The sequence below is a fragment of the Mycobacterium hainanense genome, assembly GCF_041890355.1.
GTDB classification, from domain to species: domain Bacteria; phylum Actinomycetota; class Actinomycetes; order Mycobacteriales; family Mycobacteriaceae; genus Mycobacterium; species Mycobacterium hainanense.
Window position 1 is genome coordinate 5,476,782 of the sequence record NZ_CP169059.1, and the last position, 17,105, is coordinate 5,493,886.

Genomic DNA, 17,105 nt, shown 5'->3' on the forward strand with positions numbered 1-17,105 from the left:
CTGGCTTGGAAACCGAATGACACCACGCGGGTCGTTGACGATCCAGTAAGGAGCTTGAGTGTTCGCCTGGTGGGGTCGAACTGTGTACCGCTATCGGTACATCGTGATCGGGGTCACGGTAGCTCTGTGCCTGCTGGGTGGGGTTTTCGGGATGAGCCTGGGCAAGCATGTCACACAGAGCGGCTTCTACGACGAAGGCAGTCAATCCGTGAAGGCCTCGGTGCTGGGCGACCAGACCTACGGCCGAGACCGCACCAGCCACATCGTCGCCACCTTCACCGCCCCCGAGGGCAAAACGGTGGACGACCCGGCATGGCGGGACAAGATCGTCGCCCAGCTCAACAAGTTCAAGACCGACCACGCCGACCAGGTCGTCGGCTGGGCCGGCTGGCTGGCCGCGCCCGACAGCACCAACCCCCTGATCAAGGGCATGGTCAGCGAGGACCGCAAGCACACCTTCGTGTCCATCCCGCTCAAAGGGGACGACGACGACACGATCCTCAACAACTACAAGGCCATCGCGCCCGATCTGCAGAAACTCGACGGCGGAACGGTGGCCCTGGCCGGCCTGGAGCCGATCGCCAACGCCCTGACCGGCACCATCGCCACCGACCAGCGGCGCATGGAAGTGCTGGCCCTGCCATTGGTGACGGTCGTGCTGTTCCTGGTTTTCGGTGGCGCGGTCGCCGCCGGCCTGCCGGCCATCGTCGGTGGGCTCAGCATCGCCGGCTCGCTCGGCATCCTGCGGCTCGTGGCGATGTTCGGCCCCGTGCACTTCTTCGCCCAGCCGGTGGTGTCGCTGATCGGCCTGGGTATCGCCATCGACTACGGGCTTTTTGTGGTGAGCCGGTTCCGGGAGGAGATCGCCGAGGGCTACGACACCGAGGCGGCCGTGCGCCGCACGGTGATGACGGCCGGGCGCACCGTGACGTTCTCGGCGGTGCTCATCATCGCGTCGAGCGCCAGCCTGCTGGTGCTGCCGCAGGGTTTCGTGCACTCGCTGACCTACGCCATCTTCGCCGCGGTGGGGCTGGCCGCGCTGCTGTCCATCACGTTCCTGCCGGCCTGCCTGGGCATCCTGGGCCGCCACGTCGACGCGCTCGGAGTGCGGACCGCGTTCCGGGTGCCGTTCCTGCGGAACTGGAAGTACTCGCGGGCCTACCTCAACTGGCTCGCCGACCGGCTGCAGAAGACCAAGACGCGCGAAGAGGTCGAGGCCGGCTTCTGGGGCAAGCTGGTCAACTGGGTGATGAAGCGGCCGCTGGCCTTTGCCATTCCGATCGCCGTCGGCATGATCCTGCTGGTCATCCCGCTGGGCAACCTGTCGTTCGGCGGCATGAGCGAAAAGTACTTACCGCCGGACAATTCGGTGCGGCTGGCCCAGGAGCACTTCGACAAGCTGTTCCCCGGATACCGCACCGAGCAACTCACGGTCGTCATCCAGAGCGCCAACCACAGCAAGGTCACCGACCAGCAGGTCGCCGACATCCGCAATCGGATCGCCGGCATCAACGGGTTCACCGACAAGACTTGGGAGGAGCGGCCCTGCCCCACGATCGCGGGTAACCCCTGCGTTGCCGGCCCGAACGGGACGACGGTGCCCAAGGACGATTCGGTGCGGGTGATCCAGAACGGCCTGGTCAACAAGAACGACGCCGCTAAGAAGATCAGCGAGCTGCGGGCGATAAGCCCGCCGAAGGGCCTCAACCTGTACGTCGGCGGCACCCCCGCGCTGGAGCAGGACAGCATCCACAGCCTCTTCGACAAGGCTCCGCTGATGCTGGTGCTGTTGCTCACCGCGACCATGCTGTTGATGTTCCTGGCGTTCGGGTCGGTGGTGTTGCCGATCAAGGCCGCGGTGATGAGCGCGCTGACGCTCGGGTCCACGATGGGCATCCTGACGTGGATCTTCGTCGACGGGCACCTGTCGCATTGGCTGAATTTCACCCCGACCCCGCTGATGGTGGTGCTCATCGCGCTGGTCGTCGCGGTCGGCTTCGGTCTGGCCACCGACTACGAGGTGTTCCTGGTGTCCCGCATGGTCGAGGCGCGCGAGCGCGGCATGTCGACCGCCGAGGCCATCCGGATCGGCACCGCGACGACCGGGCGTCTGATCACTGCTGCCGCATTGGTCTTGGCCGTGGTCGCCGGTTCCTTCGTGTTCTCCGACCTGGTGCTGATGAAGTACCTGGCGTTCGGTCTGATGGCGGCGCTCTTGCTGGACGCCACCGTGGTCCGGATGTTCCTGGTGCCGTCGGTGATGAAGCTGCTCGGGGACGACTGCTGGTGGGCACCGCGCTGGGCCAGGCGGCTGCAGAACAAGATCGGGCTCGGCGAGATCGACCTGCCCGACGAGCGCAAGCGACCGACCCTCAACGGCCGGCCCGCGCGGCCGCCGGTGGCGGCCAGCCTGGTCGCTGCCGCGCCGCGCCCGCCGCACGACCCCACCCATCCCGGGGCCCTCGAGCCATCGCGCGCCACGCGGCCGGGTTCGGCCGAACCCGCGGCACCCACGCCCGACGCCGCGCGCGTGCAGGCGCGCCCGGGTCAGCCGACGGAGGCGCAGACGACGCGGCTGTCCGTGCCGAACTCGGCCGGGGCCCACGAGCGTCCCGCCACTCCCGCGCCGCCGGCGCGACCCGCCGCCCCCGTCGCGCCACCGCAGCCACCGTCCAGCGGCCAGACGCGCGCGATTCCGGTGCCCGGCAAGCATTCTGACGACACCGCCGGTGATGCGGCCGAACCCACCACCGCCTTCCCGCGGCCCGAGGTCAACGACTCCGACCCGGCCACGGAAAAGATGAACTCCGCGGGTGACAACGGCGACGCGCGTCAGCGCCGGCGTGCCGGCGGCGGCCTGTCGGCGCAGGATTTGCTGCGCCGCGAGGGCCGGCTGTAGGCCTTTCCGACCGGTAGGCCTTTAGTCCGACGTGGTCGCCGGCTCGTCCGGCTCCGCCTGCAAGATCGCGCCGCCCCCGTCGGCCTCCTCGGTTTGCCTCTCGGCCTCGGCGGCCGGATCCTTCGCCAGCAGCACCTGCATCGCGTTGTTGAGGAACGCGACCGTCGGCACGGCCAGCAGCGCGCCGACGATGCCGCCGAGGACGCCGCCGGTCGAGATGGCCAGCACCACCCCGAGCGGGTGGATCGAGACCGCGCGGCCCATCACCAGCGGCTGCAGCACGTGTGCCTCGAGTTGGTTCACCGCGATCAGCAGACCCAGCGTGATCAGGGCGTAGACGACGCCCTTGGCCAGCAGCGCGACCACAACCGCCAGCAAACCCGAAATCAGGGCACCGACGAGCGGGATGAAGGCCCCCAGGAAGACCAGGGAGGCCAGCGGCAGCGCGAGGGGGATCCCCATGATCGCCAGCCCCGTACCCACCCCGGCCGCGTCCGTCAGCGCCACCAGGAAGGTGGCGCGCACGTAGCCGGTCAACGACCCGTAGCCGGCCCGGCCGGCCTCGCTCACCCGGTCCCTGACGTCGGCAGGGAAGATCTTGGATACGTAGGCCCAGATGTTGCGGCCGCCATAGAGGAAGAAGATCAGCGTGAACAGCACCAGCACCGCCGCGGTGACGAGTTCGGTGATGGTGGCCGCAGTGGACAGGGCGCCGCTTTCCAGCTTGGCCTGATTGTTGCGCAGCGCCTCGATCGTCGCGTTGCCCGCATTGTCGATCTGTTCGCTGCGCAGGTGCGCCGGTCCGTGGATCAGCCAATGCCGGGTCGACTCGATGCTGCGGGTGACCTGTTCGGTCAGGCCCGGCACACCGTCGATGAACTGCAGGACGACGAACGCCAGAATGCCGCCGAGGATGGAGAAGCCGCCGAACAACACCAGGGCGACCGCGCCGCCGCGGGGCAGACCGCGGCGGTCGAGCCAGTCGACGACCGGCAGCAGCAGCGCGCTGAGCAGCAGCGCCACCAGCACCGGGACGACGATCACCTCGAGCTTCTTCACCAACCACAGCAGCGCGATCAGCGCGACGAGGATCACCAGCAAACGCCAGGCCCAGGCTGCGGTCTTGCGGACAATGGGTTCAACCGAAGCGTCGTCGGTGTTTGCCGGCATGGGGATGAGCCTATCCGCAGCGGGGGACCCCCAAACGTCCCCGCGGCCGCCGCGCGCGGCTGCCCCGGCACGATCCGGTTACGAGGGCGACACGGTCGGCGTCGCGCGGCGATTCCCGCGCCACCTGCACCGTTACCCTAAATCCCGTGCCGCACCACGCACCCGCCCGCAATCTCGACTTCCCGCGCGAAGAGGCCCCGCGCGGGAAGTACTGGTGGCTGCGCTGGCTGATCCTCGGGATCGTCGCGGTCGTGCTTGCCGTGGAGGTGGCGCTCGGCTGGCATCAGCTCGCCAAGGCGTGGATGAGCCTGTACGAGGCGAACTGGTGGTGGCTGCTGGCGTCGGTGATGGCGTCGGCCGCGTCGATGCACAGCTTCGCGCAGATCCAGCGGACGCTGCTGCGCTCGGCCGGGGTGCACGTCAAGCAGTTGCGGTCGGAGGCCGCCGTCTACGCCGCCAACTCGCTGAGCACCACGCTGCCCGGCGGGCCGGTGTTGTCGGCGACGTTTCTGCTTCGGCAGCAACGGATTTGGGGCGCCTCGACGGTGGTGGCGTCGTGGCAGCTGGTGATGGCGGGCGTCCTGCAGGCCGTGGGGCTGGCGCTGCTCGGGCTGGGCGGGGCCTTCTTCCTCGGCGCGAAGAACAACCCGTTCTCGCTGCTGTTCACCCTCGGCGGCTTCGTGGCGTTGTTGCTGCTCGCCCAGGCCGTCGCGTCGCGGCCGGAGCTCATCGACGGGATCGGCTGCCGGGTGTTGTCGTGGGTCAACTCCGTTCGCGGCCGGCCCGCCGACACCGGCCTGGCCAAGTGGCGCGAGACGCTGGCGCAGCTGGAATCGGTAAGCCTGGGCCGGCGCGACATGGGGGTGGCGTTCGGCTGGTCGATGTTCAACTGGGTCGCCGACGTGGCCTGCCTGGGGTTCGCCGCCTACGCCGCAGGCGATCACGCCTCGGTCGCCGGGTTGACCGTGGCCTATGCCGCCGCGCGCGCCGTCGGCACCATCCCGCTGATGCCGGGCGGGCTGCTGGTCGTGGAGGCGGTGCTGGTGCCGGGGTTGGTCTCCAGCGGCATGTCGCTGCCGAACGCGATCTCGGCCATGCTGATCTACCGGCTGATCAGCTGGTTGCTCATCTCGGCCATCGGCTGGGTGGTGTTCTTCTTCGTGTTCCGGACCGAGAACGTCGCCGTGCCGGACGACGAGGAGTCGGCGGCGCCTAATTCCGCGCCGGCGGCGCCGCAGGGCCCGGCCGCCGACGATCCGACCGAGACCGCCCTGCAGGGCCCGGTACCGCCCGACCGGAGCCCGGAAACCGAGAGCTAACCGGCGGTGTTGCCCCGAGGCGGCCCCGACAACGGGTTGGCCGCCGCCGGCGGGACGGGCCCCGTGGCCGCCGGCGGGGACACCGGGGTGCCGCCCAGCGGCAGCGCGCCCGCCGCGTTACCCGGCAGGGCGGGCAGCCCGCCTGCCGCACCCTGCGCCTGCTGCATCATGCCCATCGCCTGGGTGGGCGAGATCGGCAGCTTGCACTGCAGCGACAGGTTGGTCAACGGCTGCGCGATCGACGTCATGTCCCCGGCCACCTTCGGGTTGGCCTCGAAGTAGGACTTCAGGCCGGTCATCGACTGGGGTCCCGCCTGCTGCTGCAGCATCGACGTCATCGTCTGGTTGGTCTCCGGGTGCGCGTCCAGGTAGTCGCCCATCGACTTGGACACCGAACCGATCGTGCGGGCGACTTCACTGGCCGAGCACGGGTCGCTGGCGCCCGTCGCCGGGGCACCCGCGAGGACCGCCAGGGCGGCGCACGGCACGGCGGTGGCGATCAGCCCGGCAACGATCTTGCGGCGCCCGGTCGCGGTGCCTCTGCCCATCGAAACTCCTTACGAGTTGCGGCGTCACGCGCAGCGCCGACGCCCGCAAACGGCTGCTATAGACGGCCCCATCGATCGCGGGGCACCCAGGGCCCCGCCGGCCACCCGACATCCTGCCATCGCCGGCATTCGCCCTGCCAGCCCGCGTGAAGCCGTGTGAGCAATATCCCGCCGGTAACCGGTTCACAACGACTTGGCAGCGTCTTGGCAACAAGCCTGTCGTTGCAGCTCAGGAACCCGAAAGCTGACATCATCCACAGCCCGCTGCGGTATCCTCGCCAGCACGCGTAAGCGAAACACGGGGAGTGAAGAAATCCAGCAGTTAATGATGCGCCTCAGCCGCAGCCTGCGTAAGTACCGCTGGTTGGTCTTCACAGGCTGGTTGCTGGCATTGGTTCCGGCGGTCTATCTCGCCTTGACCCAATCGGGGAACCTGACCGGCGGCGGTTTCGAGGTGGCCGGTTCGCAGTCGCTGTTCGTCCACGACCAGCTCGAGGAGCTGTACCACGACCAGGGTTCGTCCTCGCTCGCCTTGGTCGCGGCGCCGCGACCGGATGCCAGCTACGCCGACATCAACGACGCCGTCGCGCTGCTGAGGCGCACCGCCGCCGAGGTCCCCGGCGTCTCGGAGGTGCCCAACCCCACCCAGCGGCCGCCGCAGCCCGACCGGCCATACGTGCTGTCGCTGCGGCTGGACTCCCGCAACACCAGCGACGTCGCCAAGCAGTTGCGCACCAAGGTCGGCGTCAAGGGTGATCAGGCCGGGCAGACCGCGGACGGCCGGGTGCGCCTGTATGTGATCGGGCAGGGCGCGCTGTCGGCCGCGGCGGCGCAGAACACCAAGCACGACATCGCCGCCGCCGAGCGCTGGAACCTGCCGGTGATCCTGATCGTGCTGCTCGCGGTCTTCGGCTCGCTCGCCGCGGCGGCGATCCCCCTCGCCCTCGGCGTCTGCACGGTCGTGGTCACGATGGGCCTGGTCTACCTGCTGTCGGCCTACACCACCATGTCGGTGTTCGTGACCTCGACGGTGTCCATGTTCGGCATCGCGCTCGCCGTCGACTATTCGCTGTTCATCCTGATGCGCTTCCGCGAGGAGCTGCGCTCCGGCCGCGAGCCGAAGGAGGCCGTCGACGCGGCGATGGCGACCTCGGGGCTGGCCGTGGTGCTGTCCGGGATGACGGTCGTCGCCTCGCTCACCGGCATCTACGTGATCAACACCCCGGCGCTGAAATCGATGGCGACCGGGGCCATCCTGGCCGTCGCGGTCGCGATGTTGACGTCGACCACGCTGACCCCGGCGGCGCTGGCGACATTCGGCCGGTCGGCCGCCAAGCGGTCGGCGTTCCTGCACTGGTCGCGCGGACCGGAGGGCGGCCAATCGCGGTTCTGGAACCGCTGGATCGGCTGGGTCATGCGGCGGCCGTGGATGTCGGCGCTGGGGGCGTCGCTGGTCCTGCTCGTCATGGCCGCACCGGCGTCGTCGATGGTGCTGGGCAACAGCCTGCTGCGCCAGTTCGACTCGTCGCACGAGATCCGCGCCGGGGTGGGCGCGGCGGCCGAGGCCCTCGGCCCCGGCGCGCTCGGTCCGATCCGGGTGCTGATCACCTTCCCCGACGGCGGGGCCGCCTCACCCGAGCACGGCCAGACCATCGCCGCCGTCCAGCAGCGAATGACGCAGGCGCCCAACATCGTTTCCGTCGCGCCGCCGCAGTTCGCCGAGGACAACGGCAGCGCCATGCTGTCGGCGGTGTTGTCGGTCGACCCCGAGGACATGCGGGCCCGCGAGGCCGTCGGCTGGATGCGCGCGCAGTTGCCCAAGGTGCCCGACCGGGGAACCGCACGGGTGGACGTCGGCGGTCCGACCGCGCTGATCAAGGACTTCGACGACCAGGTGTCCAAGACCGAGCCGCTGGTGCTGGCCATCGTCGCGCTGATCGCGTTCGTGATGCTGCTCGTGTCGGTCCACTCGGTGTTCCTGGCGCTCAAGGGCGTGCTGATGACCCTGCTGTCGGTCGCGGCCGCCTACGGCAGCCTGGTGATGGTGTTCCAGTGGGGCTGGCTGAAGGACCTCGGCTTCGCCCAGATCAGCTCGATCGACAGCACCGTCCCCCCGTTGGTCCTCGCGATGACCTTCGGGTTGTCGATGGACTATGAGATCTTTTTGCTGACCCGCATCCGCGAACGCTTCCTGCACTCCGGCAACACCCGCGACGCCGTGGCGTACGGCGTGAGCACCAGCGCGCGCACCATCACCAGCGCAGCCCTGATCATGATCGCGGTCTTCGTCGGGTTCGCGTTCGCCGGCATGCCGCTGGTCGCCGAGATCGGCGTGGCCTGCGCGGTGGCGATCGCGGTGGACGCCACGGTGGTCCGGCTGGTGCTGGTGCCGGCGTTGATGGCGATGTTCGCCCAGTGGAACTGGTGGCTGCCGCCGTGGCTGTCCCGGGTGCTGCCGTCGGTCGACTTCGACCGGCCGTTGCCCGCGGTCGACCTGGCCGACGTGGTGGTCATCCCCGACGACATCTCGGCGCTGACGGCGCCCAACGCCGACCTGCGGATGGTGCTCAAGTCAGCGGCCAAACTCAAGCATCTGGCGCCCGATGCGATCTGCGTGACCGACCCGCTGGCCTTCACCGGCTGCGGGCGCAACGGGAAGGAAAGGCAGGGCGTCCAGCCGCAGGGAGCCGACGCCGAGCGCGGCCGGGACCCGGGTCAGATCCCCCACCAGGTCAACATCGACGACGTGAAGGCCGGCGTCGGGGCCGGTGATGACCGGAAGAACGGCAGCAACGGTCACATCAACGGCACCCCGGGGACCAGAAAACGGGTCGGCGGGCTGACGTCGCGCAACGGCATCGCCAAGGCGATCGTCGGGACGGACCGGCCCGTGCACCCGGTGACGTTGTGGCGGGGGCGGCTCTCGGTCGCCATCGACGCGCTGGAGAGCGAGACCGACGCCGACCGGCCCGTCTACGAGCGCCGCTGCCCGGTGGAAACCACCCACGTGCAGCTGCCCACCGGCGACCGGCTGCTGGTCCCGACCGGCGCCGAGACGCTGCGCCTCAAGGGCTACCTCATCATGTGCCGTAACAGCCGCCGCGATTACGCCGACTTTGCGGATATGGTTGAGACGTTGGAGCCCGAGACCGCCGCTGTGGTGCTGGCCGGCATGGACAGGTACTACTGTTGTCAGTCGCCCAGGCGGCAATGGATCGCCACCCAGTTGGTCCGTCGACTCGCCGATCCGGATCCCTGTGATTTCAATGACGAGCAGGGGTCGGAGGCCGACGCCCACTCGGACTGGGAGGAGATCAGGCAGCGCTGCCTCTCGGTGGCCGTAGCGATGCTGGAGGAGGCGAGGTGACGTTGGCACCTGACCGAGGCCCCGCAGCGCCCGACCGTCCGGCGACCGAGCCGCGCGGGCGTGACGCCGCGCCGGCCCAGGATCCCGACCAGCCGGTGGAGTTCTGGCCCACCTCCGCCATCCGTGCGGCGCTGCAGGGCGGCGACATCGCCACCTGGAAGCGGATCGCCGCCGCGTTGAAGCGCGACCCGTACGGGCGGACCGCCCGCCAGGTCGAAGAGGTGCTCGAAGGCACCCGGCCCTACGGCATCTCCAAGGCACTGTGGGAGGTGCTGGAACGCGCCCGCACCCACCTGGAAGCCAACGAACGCGCGGAGGTGGCCCGCCACGTGGGGCTGCTCATCGACCGATCCGGCCTGGCGGAGCAGGAATTCGCCTCCCGCATCGGGGTGAGCGCCGCCGAGCTCGCCGCCTACCTGGACGGCACCACCAGCCCGTCGGCGGCGCTGATGATCCGGATGCGCCGGCTGTCGGACCGGTTCGTCAAGGTGAAGTCGGCCCGCTCGGCCGAATCCAACTGATTCACCTGATCGGAAGCACGTCCGACACCAGCCAGGCGTCGCCTTGCTTGGTCAGCGCCACCCGCAGCGCGGGCGCCGACTGGCTCGGCTGTTGGCCCGGCGCGTTCTGGGTGACCCGCAGGATCACCGCGACGCTGGCCGCCGTCGGTCCCAGCGCCTCGACCCCGGCCGCCAGCGTGGCCGCCTGCGCGGTGACGTTGTGCTGGGCCAGTTCGGAGCTGGATTTCGTGTATTGCTCTTTGAAGGCGGCGGCGTGCTCGGGGACTATCAGCGCCGCGGCCCGGTCGATGGAGCTGTCCGGTGCGCCCGGGGTAAACGACGCCATCGCCTCCGCCATCCCGGTGGCGACCCGAACCACGTCGCGGGAATCGTCCTTGAAGGCGCGGTCCGACCGCGTCCAGTGCGTGTAACCGGTGACCACCGCGGCCACCAGCGCGGCCGTGCACAGGAAGACCACGGCCAACCGCAGGCCGGGCGCGTCGTCGTCGGTGCCGACGCTGACCGAATCCCGGCGCAGCAGCCAGAAATTGACCGCGACGCCCTCGACGATCAGCAGCACAAGCACCGAGCACGCCGAGACCCACCACAGCGGCCAGCCGAGGACGAGCCCGATCGCCAGCAACGCCGCGATCGCGGCAAGCGGGGCCAGGATGTCGAACGCCAGCAGGCGCCAGAGGTTTCTCATCGGATCGATTCCAGCCCCGAGATCATCAGCTTGCCGTCCACGTCGACCACGTCGAGGCGCAGATTCCAGTGCACGGTCTGCGGTTTGGCGCCGGCGTTCTCGCTGACCGACGTCGCGACCAGCATCACCGCGTCCAGCCGGCTGGCGAACGGCGGCAGCTTGGTGGTGACTATTTCTCTTGGCGGCCTCGGCCGCTCCGGCTGGGTGTCCAGGTCGCGGTGCACGGTCTCGATGGCCACCGCGTCGATCCGCCCGGCGCTCTTGGACTGCAGCTTCTCCACCACCTGCCGGTAGGGCTGCATGGCCGCGTCGAAGTCGGTGTTGAGTTCGCCGACCGTCCCGTCGTGCAGTCGTTGCAGGCTCGCGTCGACGTTCCCGCTGTTCATGTTGATCAGCACCCCCGTCCACTCGGCGGCGGTTTGCATGACGCGGGACAGGTAGCGGCGCTCGGCGGTGTCGTCGCGGTGCCCCGACCACAGGAAGAACCCGAACGCGATCGCCGCCACCGACAGCACCCCGAGGACGGCCGACGCGATGCCGTACGGTGAGAACATCGGGCCGCCGGCGGCATCGTCGTCACCGGCCTGTTCGGCCTCGGCGTCCTCCGCCTCTGCAACTTGCTCGTTGGTTGGCTCGGTTCGCTGGCCTTCGGACATGGCCCGATCGTCGCACCCGGCAGAGATGGAAGGATGGCGGGGTGACTGTAGGAGCCATCCGCTCGGGCATCGACCTGAGCCACGTCGACGCCAACACCCGCCCCCAAGACGACCTGTTCGGGCACGTCAACGGCCGCTGGCTGGCCGAATACGAGATACCGGCGGACCGGGCCACCGACGGCGCGTTCCGTCACCTGTTCGACCGCGCCGAGGAGCAGGTGCGCGACCTGATCGTCGAGGCCAGCCGGACCGGCGCCGCCCCGGGCACCGACCGGCAGCGCATCGGCGACCTGTACGCCAGCTTCCTCGACGAGGCGGCCATCGAGCGGCGCGGCCTGCAACCCCTGCTCGACGAGCTGGCCACCATCGACGACGCGGCAGACGCCGACGCGCTGGCGGCCGCGGTGGGTGCGCTGCAGCGCACCGGGGTGGGCGGCGGCGTCGCGATGTACATCGACACCGACGCCAAGAACTCGGCCCGGTATCTGGTGCACGTCACCCAGTCCGGCATCGGGTTGCCCGACGAGTCGTATTTCCGCGACGAGCAGCACGCCGAGGTGCTCGCGGCCTACCCCGGGCACATCGCCCGGATGTTCGCCCTGGTGTACGGCGGCCCGGCGGAGGCACACGAGGAGACGGCGGCCCGCATCGTGGCACTGGAAGCCAAGCTGGCCGCCGCGCACTGGGACGTGGTCAAGCGCCGCGACGCCGAGCTGTCGTACAACCTGCGTACCTTCGCGGACCTGCAGGCCGAGGGCAAGGGTTTCGACTGGGCCGGCTGGGCGACCGCGCTGGGCGGCTCACCGCAGTCCTTCGCCGAAGTCATTGTGCGGCAACCGGATTACCTCACCGCATTCGCCGATCTGTGGGCGAGCGGTGACCTGGAGGACTGGAAGCGTTGGGCGCGTTGGCGGTTGATCCGCGCGCGGGCGTCCTGGCTGACCGACGAGCTGGTCGCCGCGGACTTCGACTTCTATGGCCGCCTGCTCACCGGCGCCGAGCAGATCCGCGAACGCTGGAAGCGGGCCGTGTCGCTGGTGGAGAGCCTGATGGGCGATTCCGTCGGAAAGCTTTATGTGGAGCGGCATTTCCCGCCCGGGGCCAAGGCGCGCATGGACACGCTGGTGGACAACCTGAAGGCGGCCTACCGACTGTCGATCAACCAGCTGGATTGGATGACGCCGCAGACCCGGGAGCGGGCCCTGGCCAAGCTGGACAAGTTCGTCGCCAAGGTCGGCTACCCGGCGAAGTGGCGCGACTACTCCGCGCTGGTGATCGACCGCGACGACCTCTACGGCAACTTTCGGCGCGGCTATGCGGTCAACCACGACCGTGAGCTGGCCAAGCTCGGCGGGCCGGTCGACAAGGACGAGTGGTTCATGACGCCGCAGACGGTCAACGCCTACTACAACCCGGGGATGAACGAAATCGTCTTCCCCGCGGCTATTTTGCAGCCGCCGTTCTTCGACCCCGAGGCCGACGACGCCGCCAACTACGGCGGGATCGGCGCGGTGATCGGGCACGAGATCGGGCACGGCTTCGACGACCAGGGCGCCAAGTACGACGGTGACGGCAACTTGGTGGACTGGTGGACCGACGCCGACCGCGCCGAATTCGGAGCCCGCACCAAGGCTTTGATCGAGCAGTACGAGGTGTACACGCCGCGCGGGCTGGACGCCGGGCACCACGTCAACGGCGCGTTCACCGTCGGGGAGAACATCGGCGACCTGGGCGGGTTGTCGATCGCCTTGTTGGCCTATCAGCTGTCGCTGCACGGACAGCCCGCGCCCGTCATCGACGGCCTCACCGGCGTGCAGCGGGTGTTCTACGGCTGGGCGCAGGTGTGGCGCACCAAATCCCGTCCGGCCGAAGCGATCCGGCGGTTGGCCACCGATCCGCACTCGCCGCCGGAATTCCGCTGCAACGGCGTCGTCCGCAACATGGACGCCTTCTACGAGGCGTTCGGGGTGGCCGAGGGCGACGCGCTGTTCCTCGAGCCGCGGCGGCGGGTCAGGATCTGGAACTGACGGGCACGCCCACCGGCTCGATCCTGGCCGGCACGTGCTTGTGCCACGGCGTGCCGGCGTAGGGATCGCGCCATTCCGTCGAGGTGAGCGCGTTCGGGGCGACGCCCGGTATCACGGTCTGCCCGTCGGCGTCGACGTAGTCGAGGCCAAAACCGTTGGGCAGGGCCGCATGCCCGGCCAGCATGGTCTCGGTGATCTCGACGGTGGCCTCGGCGCTGCCGGCCGCCGTGCTGACGCGGGCGCGGCATCCGTCGGCGAGCCCGAGGGTTTGGGCGTCCTCGACACTGACGCGCAGCGCCCCGTCGGCGTCGCGTTTGCGCCAGGACGGGTCGCGGAAGATGTCGTTGGCGGTGTAGGCGCGGCGCTCGCCCACCGACAGCACGATCGGGAACTCACGCGTGGTGAGCCGCGGCGGCGCCTGGGTCAGCGCCGCCAATTCGGTGAGCATTTCCGGGATTTCCAGCGCGATCTTGTGATCGGCGTGGCTGATCAACGCGAAATCGTCCTCGTAGTTGTGGACCGTGAACGTCACCCCGGACGGGGTGTCGAGGATCGCGTCGAACAGTGCGTTGCCGTCCGCGTGGCCGGCGCGGCGCACCGCGTCGGGATAGGTCAGCGCGGTCTTCTGGGCGAGCCCCCACAGCGCCGCCGCACCGCGCAGGCCGTCGGGCAGCGTGGGCCCGAGCGTCTCGTACAGGACATAGGGCAGCAGCTTCGCGACCGTCGGGTTAGCGGTCGCGGTCAGGAACGCCTCGGTGTAGGCCTGCCGGCCCCGCTGGGCGGCCTCGGCCAGCGGCCGCAGGTCGGCGTCGTCCACCACGCCCAGCGCCCGCACCAGCCGGGCCCAGATCTCGGGCTCTGGCAACGTTCCGGGCAGCGGCTCGAGCAGGGGGCGACGCAGCTGAAAAGCGTTGTGCGGGAACTCCAGATTGAAGAAGGTGGCCTCGGGCTTCTCGAACTGGGATGCCGCGGGCAGCACGTAGTGGGCGAGTCGGGCGGTCTCGGTCATCGCGACGTCGATGACGACCATCAGTTCCAGCGCTTGGAAGGCTTCCCGGCAGGCCGCCGAGTTGGCCAGCGAGTGCGCGGGGTTGCTGCTCTCCACGATCATGGCCCGGAACCGGTCCGGGTGGTCGGTGAGGATCTCCTCGGGCACGACGTTGCTGGGCACCAGCCCGGCGATGATCGGGGCGCCGGTCACCGGCGTGCGGCCGGAGAACTGGCCGAACAGCGGCCCGAAGGCCGAATGCAGATGCTGGCCACCCTTTTTCGCGAAGTTGCCGGTGAATATCCACAGCAGCTTGTTCAGGTAAGAGCAGAGCGTGCTGTTGGGCGCCTGCTGCACGCCGAGGTCCTCGAACACCGAGACGCTGCTCGCGGTGCCGATGCGGCGGGCCGCCGCGCGCAACAGCTCCTCGTCGACCCCGCACCGTTGCGCGTAGTCGGGCACGGAGACCTCGCGCAGCGCGGTGCGGACGGCATCGACGCCATTGACGTGCTCGGCCAGAAATGCTTCGTTGCAAAGGTTTTCCTGAACCAGGACGGCGGCCAGTGCGGCCAGGCACCACGCGTCGGTGCCGGGCCGCACCCGCAGGTGGAAGTCGGCCATCTTGGCGGTGTCGGTGACCACGGGGTCGATGACGATCATCGACCGCGACGGGTCCTTGGCGATCTCGTTGAGCACCACGCGGGCGCGAGGGAAGCTCTGCGACATCCACGGGTTCTTCCCGACGAAGACGGACACTTCGGCATGCTCGAATTCGCCGCGGGTGTGGCCGCCGTACAGCTGTCCGTCGATCCACGCCTCACCGGTCTTCTCCTGCGCCAACGCATTTGAGCGGTACCGCGAGCCGAGGGCCTTGAGGAAGGCGCCGCTGTAGGCCCCGCCGAGGTGGTTGCCCTGCCCGCCGCCGCCGTAGTAGAAGATCTTGTCCCCGCCGTAGGCGTCGCGAATTTGCTTGAACCCCTCGGCAATCTCGACAATCGCGGTGTCCCAGTCGATCTCCTTGAAGCTACCGTCCGCGCGGCGGCGCAGCGGCGACGTCAGGCGAGCGCCGCTGTTCTGGTAGTGATCCAGCCGCAGGGCCTTGTTGCACGTGTACCCCTGCGACGCCGGGTGCGCCTTGTCGCCCCGGATCCGGGCCAGCCGGCGATCCTCGACCTGGACGACGATGCCGCAGTTGCACTCGCACAGGATGCAGGCCGTGGACTTCCATTCACCGGTCATCGCGGGACGTCCTTTCTACTCGCTCGGCCAGCAGCAGGTCGCGTAGCTGGCGGTGCACGACGTCAAGGGGTGCCAGGTCACGGCGCACCCGGGCCAGCACGATCGCACCCTCGAGCGCGGTGGTGGCCAGCACCGACAGGTCGGCGGCCCGCGGGCGCGGTATCCCGTCGGCGATGAGGCGCTGCGCAATCAGGTCGGTCCAGCGCTCGAACACCGAGGCCGCGCGTTCGACGACCGGCGCCATGCGTTCGCCGTCTTCCTCACCGGCTTCCACCGAGACGGCGACCACGGGGCAGCCCGCGCGGAAGTCGCTGTCGAGCAGCTGGTGGCGGTACTTGTCGATCAGCGTGTCGAAGAGCTGCGCGCCGCTGTCGGCCGCGGCGATGATCCCGGCGACGTGCTCACCAGCGTAGTCGACCGCCTCGCAGAGTAGCTGCGTGCGGCCGCCGGGGAAGTAGTGGTACGCCGAGCCCCGCGGCGCGCCGCTGTGCTCGAGTACGTCCGAGATCGCGGTGGCGTGGGCGCCCCGCTCCCTGATCAGCAGCGCGGCGGAGACGACCATCCGCTCGCGTGGACTGCGCATCGCCGCTCCTCAGGTCAACGGTATGTATGATGCTATACATAATTCCCGCGCCCGCGAAAGCCCCCGCGAAAAGACGCAGGACTAATTCATCCAATCGGCGGAGCCGTCGTTCTTTTTGTACGAGCCGCCGCTGGAGTTCTTCACGACGATCGGGTCGCCCGGACCGAAGTTGTCGAAGAACCACTTGGCGTTGGTGGGGCTGATGTTGATGCAGCCGTGGCTGACGTCGCGCTTGCCTTGGTCGTCCACCGACCACGGCGCGCTGTGCACGTAGTCGCCGACGTTGTCGAAGCGGACGGCGTCCTCCACCGTCACCTTGTAGCCGTAGGTCGAGTTCACCGGGACCCCGTAGGTCGAGGAGTCCATCACCACGGACGCCTTCTTGTCCTGCACGTAATAGGTGCCGTTGGGGGTCTGGTGGTTGCCCGACGTCATCCCCATCGACATCGGGAAGGTCTTCTCCACGGTGCCGTTGCGGGTGATGGTCAGCTGATGGGTCGCGTCGTCGGCCGTGGCGATCAGGGTGTCGCCGGTCTGAAAGGTGGTCACGGTGCCGCCGGCGTCGACGGTCACCGCGGTGTGCGCGGGCCAGAAATTGATCGGGCGCCAGCGCAGCTGCGTCGGGGTCATCCAGTAGAACTTGCCCGGGACGGGCGGGACCGACGAGACGTGGACGGCCCCGATCGCCGCGTCGGCATTATCGACCGTTCCGGGGAAGTTGATGATGATGGGCTGTCCGACGCCCACGGTCGAGCCGCCCTTGGGGACGATCGACGGAGGCCCGAACGGCGCCGTGCCGGTGAACGGGGCGGGGTTCTGCCCATCGGCCGAGGCCGCCGCCGGCTGTGCCGCCGGGGGCATCCACGGCAACGCCGGCGGGGGCGGCGGCGCGAACGGGTCGGGCGGCGGTGCGGGCGGGCCGGGCGGCGCCGCCACGGCGCCGGGGTCGGCGGGGGCCGGATCCGGATCCGCCATCGCCGGGGCGGCACTCAACACCAGCGCCAAGGTGACAGAAGCCAATCCGGCGGCGTTCAGGGCGGCCGACAGCCGCCCGCGCGTCCAGCCCGACATATGCATCCCTCCACATTCGAGTTCCTGACACA

General features: G+C 69.4%; 12 protein-coding genes. 5 read left to right on the plus strand and 7 right to left on the minus strand.

Annotation, left to right across the window (positions count from 1 at the left end):
* The first annotated feature begins 58 nt into the window (after positions 1 to 58).
* Positions 59 to 2,899, plus strand: coding sequence for an MMPL family transporter (locus tag ACEL92_RS25800; protein WP_374023393.1), 2,841 nt, complete (start codon positions 59 to 61; stop codon positions 2,897 to 2,899).
* 21 nt (positions 2,900 to 2,920) lie between these two features.
* Here the strand turns inward: ACEL92_RS25800 and ACEL92_RS25805 are convergent, their stop codons facing one another.
* Entirely contained in the window at positions 2,921 to 4,069 is a 1,149-nt protein-coding gene (locus ACEL92_RS25805) for an AI-2E family transporter (protein ID WP_374023394.1), read from the minus strand.
* 146 nt (positions 4,070 to 4,215) lie between these two features.
* On the opposite strand from ACEL92_RS25805, the gene ACEL92_RS25810 reads away from it, so the two are divergent.
* Positions 4,216 to 5,388: a YbhN family protein gene (locus ACEL92_RS25810; RefSeq protein ID WP_374023395.1), complete on the plus strand. Its 1,173-nt coding sequence runs from the start codon at positions 4,216 to 4,218 to the stop codon at positions 5,386 to 5,388.
* Here the strand turns inward: ACEL92_RS25810 and ACEL92_RS25815 are convergent.
* On the minus strand, positions 5,385 to 5,936 hold the full coding sequence (locus ACEL92_RS25815) for a hemophore (RefSeq protein ID WP_374023396.1): 552 nt from the start codon (positions 5,934 to 5,936) through the stop codon (positions 5,385 to 5,387). The two genes, ACEL92_RS25810 and ACEL92_RS25815, sit on opposite strands and share 4 nt — an antisense overlap.
* A 325-nt stretch (positions 5,937 to 6,261) precedes the next feature.
* Here ACEL92_RS25815 and ACEL92_RS25820 point away from each other — a divergent pair, with 325 nt between their 5' ends.
* Positions 6,262 to 9,303 (plus strand): efflux RND transporter permease subunit, encoded by a 3,042-nt coding sequence (locus tag ACEL92_RS25820; protein WP_374023397.1) that lies wholly within the window; start codon positions 6,262 to 6,264, stop codon positions 9,301 to 9,303.
* The gene (locus ACEL92_RS25825) at positions 9,300 to 9,824 is read left to right on the plus strand and encodes an XRE family transcriptional regulator (protein WP_374023398.1); all 525 of its coding nucleotides are present in this window, start codon (positions 9,300 to 9,302) and stop codon (positions 9,822 to 9,824) included. Before ACEL92_RS25820 ends, ACEL92_RS25825 begins: the two co-directional genes overlap by 4 nt.
* Before the next feature lies 1 nt (position 9,825).
* On the opposite strand, the gene ACEL92_RS25830 is transcribed toward ACEL92_RS25825, so the two are convergent.
* Entirely contained in the window at positions 9,826 to 10,509 is a 684-nt protein-coding gene (locus ACEL92_RS25830) for a hypothetical protein (RefSeq protein ID WP_374023399.1), read from the minus strand.
* On the minus strand, positions 10,506 to 11,165 hold the full coding sequence (locus ACEL92_RS25835; protein ID WP_374023400.1) for a hypothetical protein: 660 nt from the start codon (positions 11,163 to 11,165) through the stop codon (positions 10,506 to 10,508). The genes ACEL92_RS25830 and ACEL92_RS25835 overlap by 4 nt, the downstream gene beginning before the upstream one ends.
* A 41-nt stretch (positions 11,166 to 11,206) precedes the next feature.
* Between ACEL92_RS25835 and ACEL92_RS25840 the strand changes: the two genes are divergently transcribed.
* Entirely contained in the window at positions 11,207 to 13,192 is a 1,986-nt protein-coding gene (locus ACEL92_RS25840) for a M13 family metallopeptidase (RefSeq protein WP_374023401.1), read from the plus strand.
* Here ACEL92_RS25840 and ACEL92_RS25845 read toward each other — a convergent pair.
* From ACEL92_RS25845 to ACEL92_RS25855, 3 genes are all read right to left on the minus strand, one after another.
* Positions 13,176 to 15,419, minus strand: a complete 2,244-nt coding sequence (locus ACEL92_RS25845; RefSeq protein WP_374023402.1) for a molybdopterin-dependent oxidoreductase — start codon at positions 15,417 to 15,419, stop codon at positions 13,176 to 13,178. The genes ACEL92_RS25840 and ACEL92_RS25845 overlap by 17 nt on opposite strands.
* Positions 15,409 to 16,002, minus strand: coding sequence for a TetR/AcrR family transcriptional regulator (locus ACEL92_RS25850; protein ID WP_374023403.1), 594 nt, complete (start codon positions 16,000 to 16,002; stop codon positions 15,409 to 15,411). The genes ACEL92_RS25845 and ACEL92_RS25850 overlap by 11 nt, the downstream gene beginning before the upstream one ends.
* An 81-nt stretch (positions 16,003 to 16,083) precedes the next feature.
* Positions 16,084 to 17,073: a L,D-transpeptidase family protein gene (locus tag ACEL92_RS25855; protein ID WP_374023404.1), complete on the minus strand. Its 990-nt coding sequence runs from the start codon at positions 17,071 to 17,073 to the stop codon at positions 16,084 to 16,086.
* Between the last annotated feature and the right edge of the window lie 32 nt (positions 17,074 to 17,105).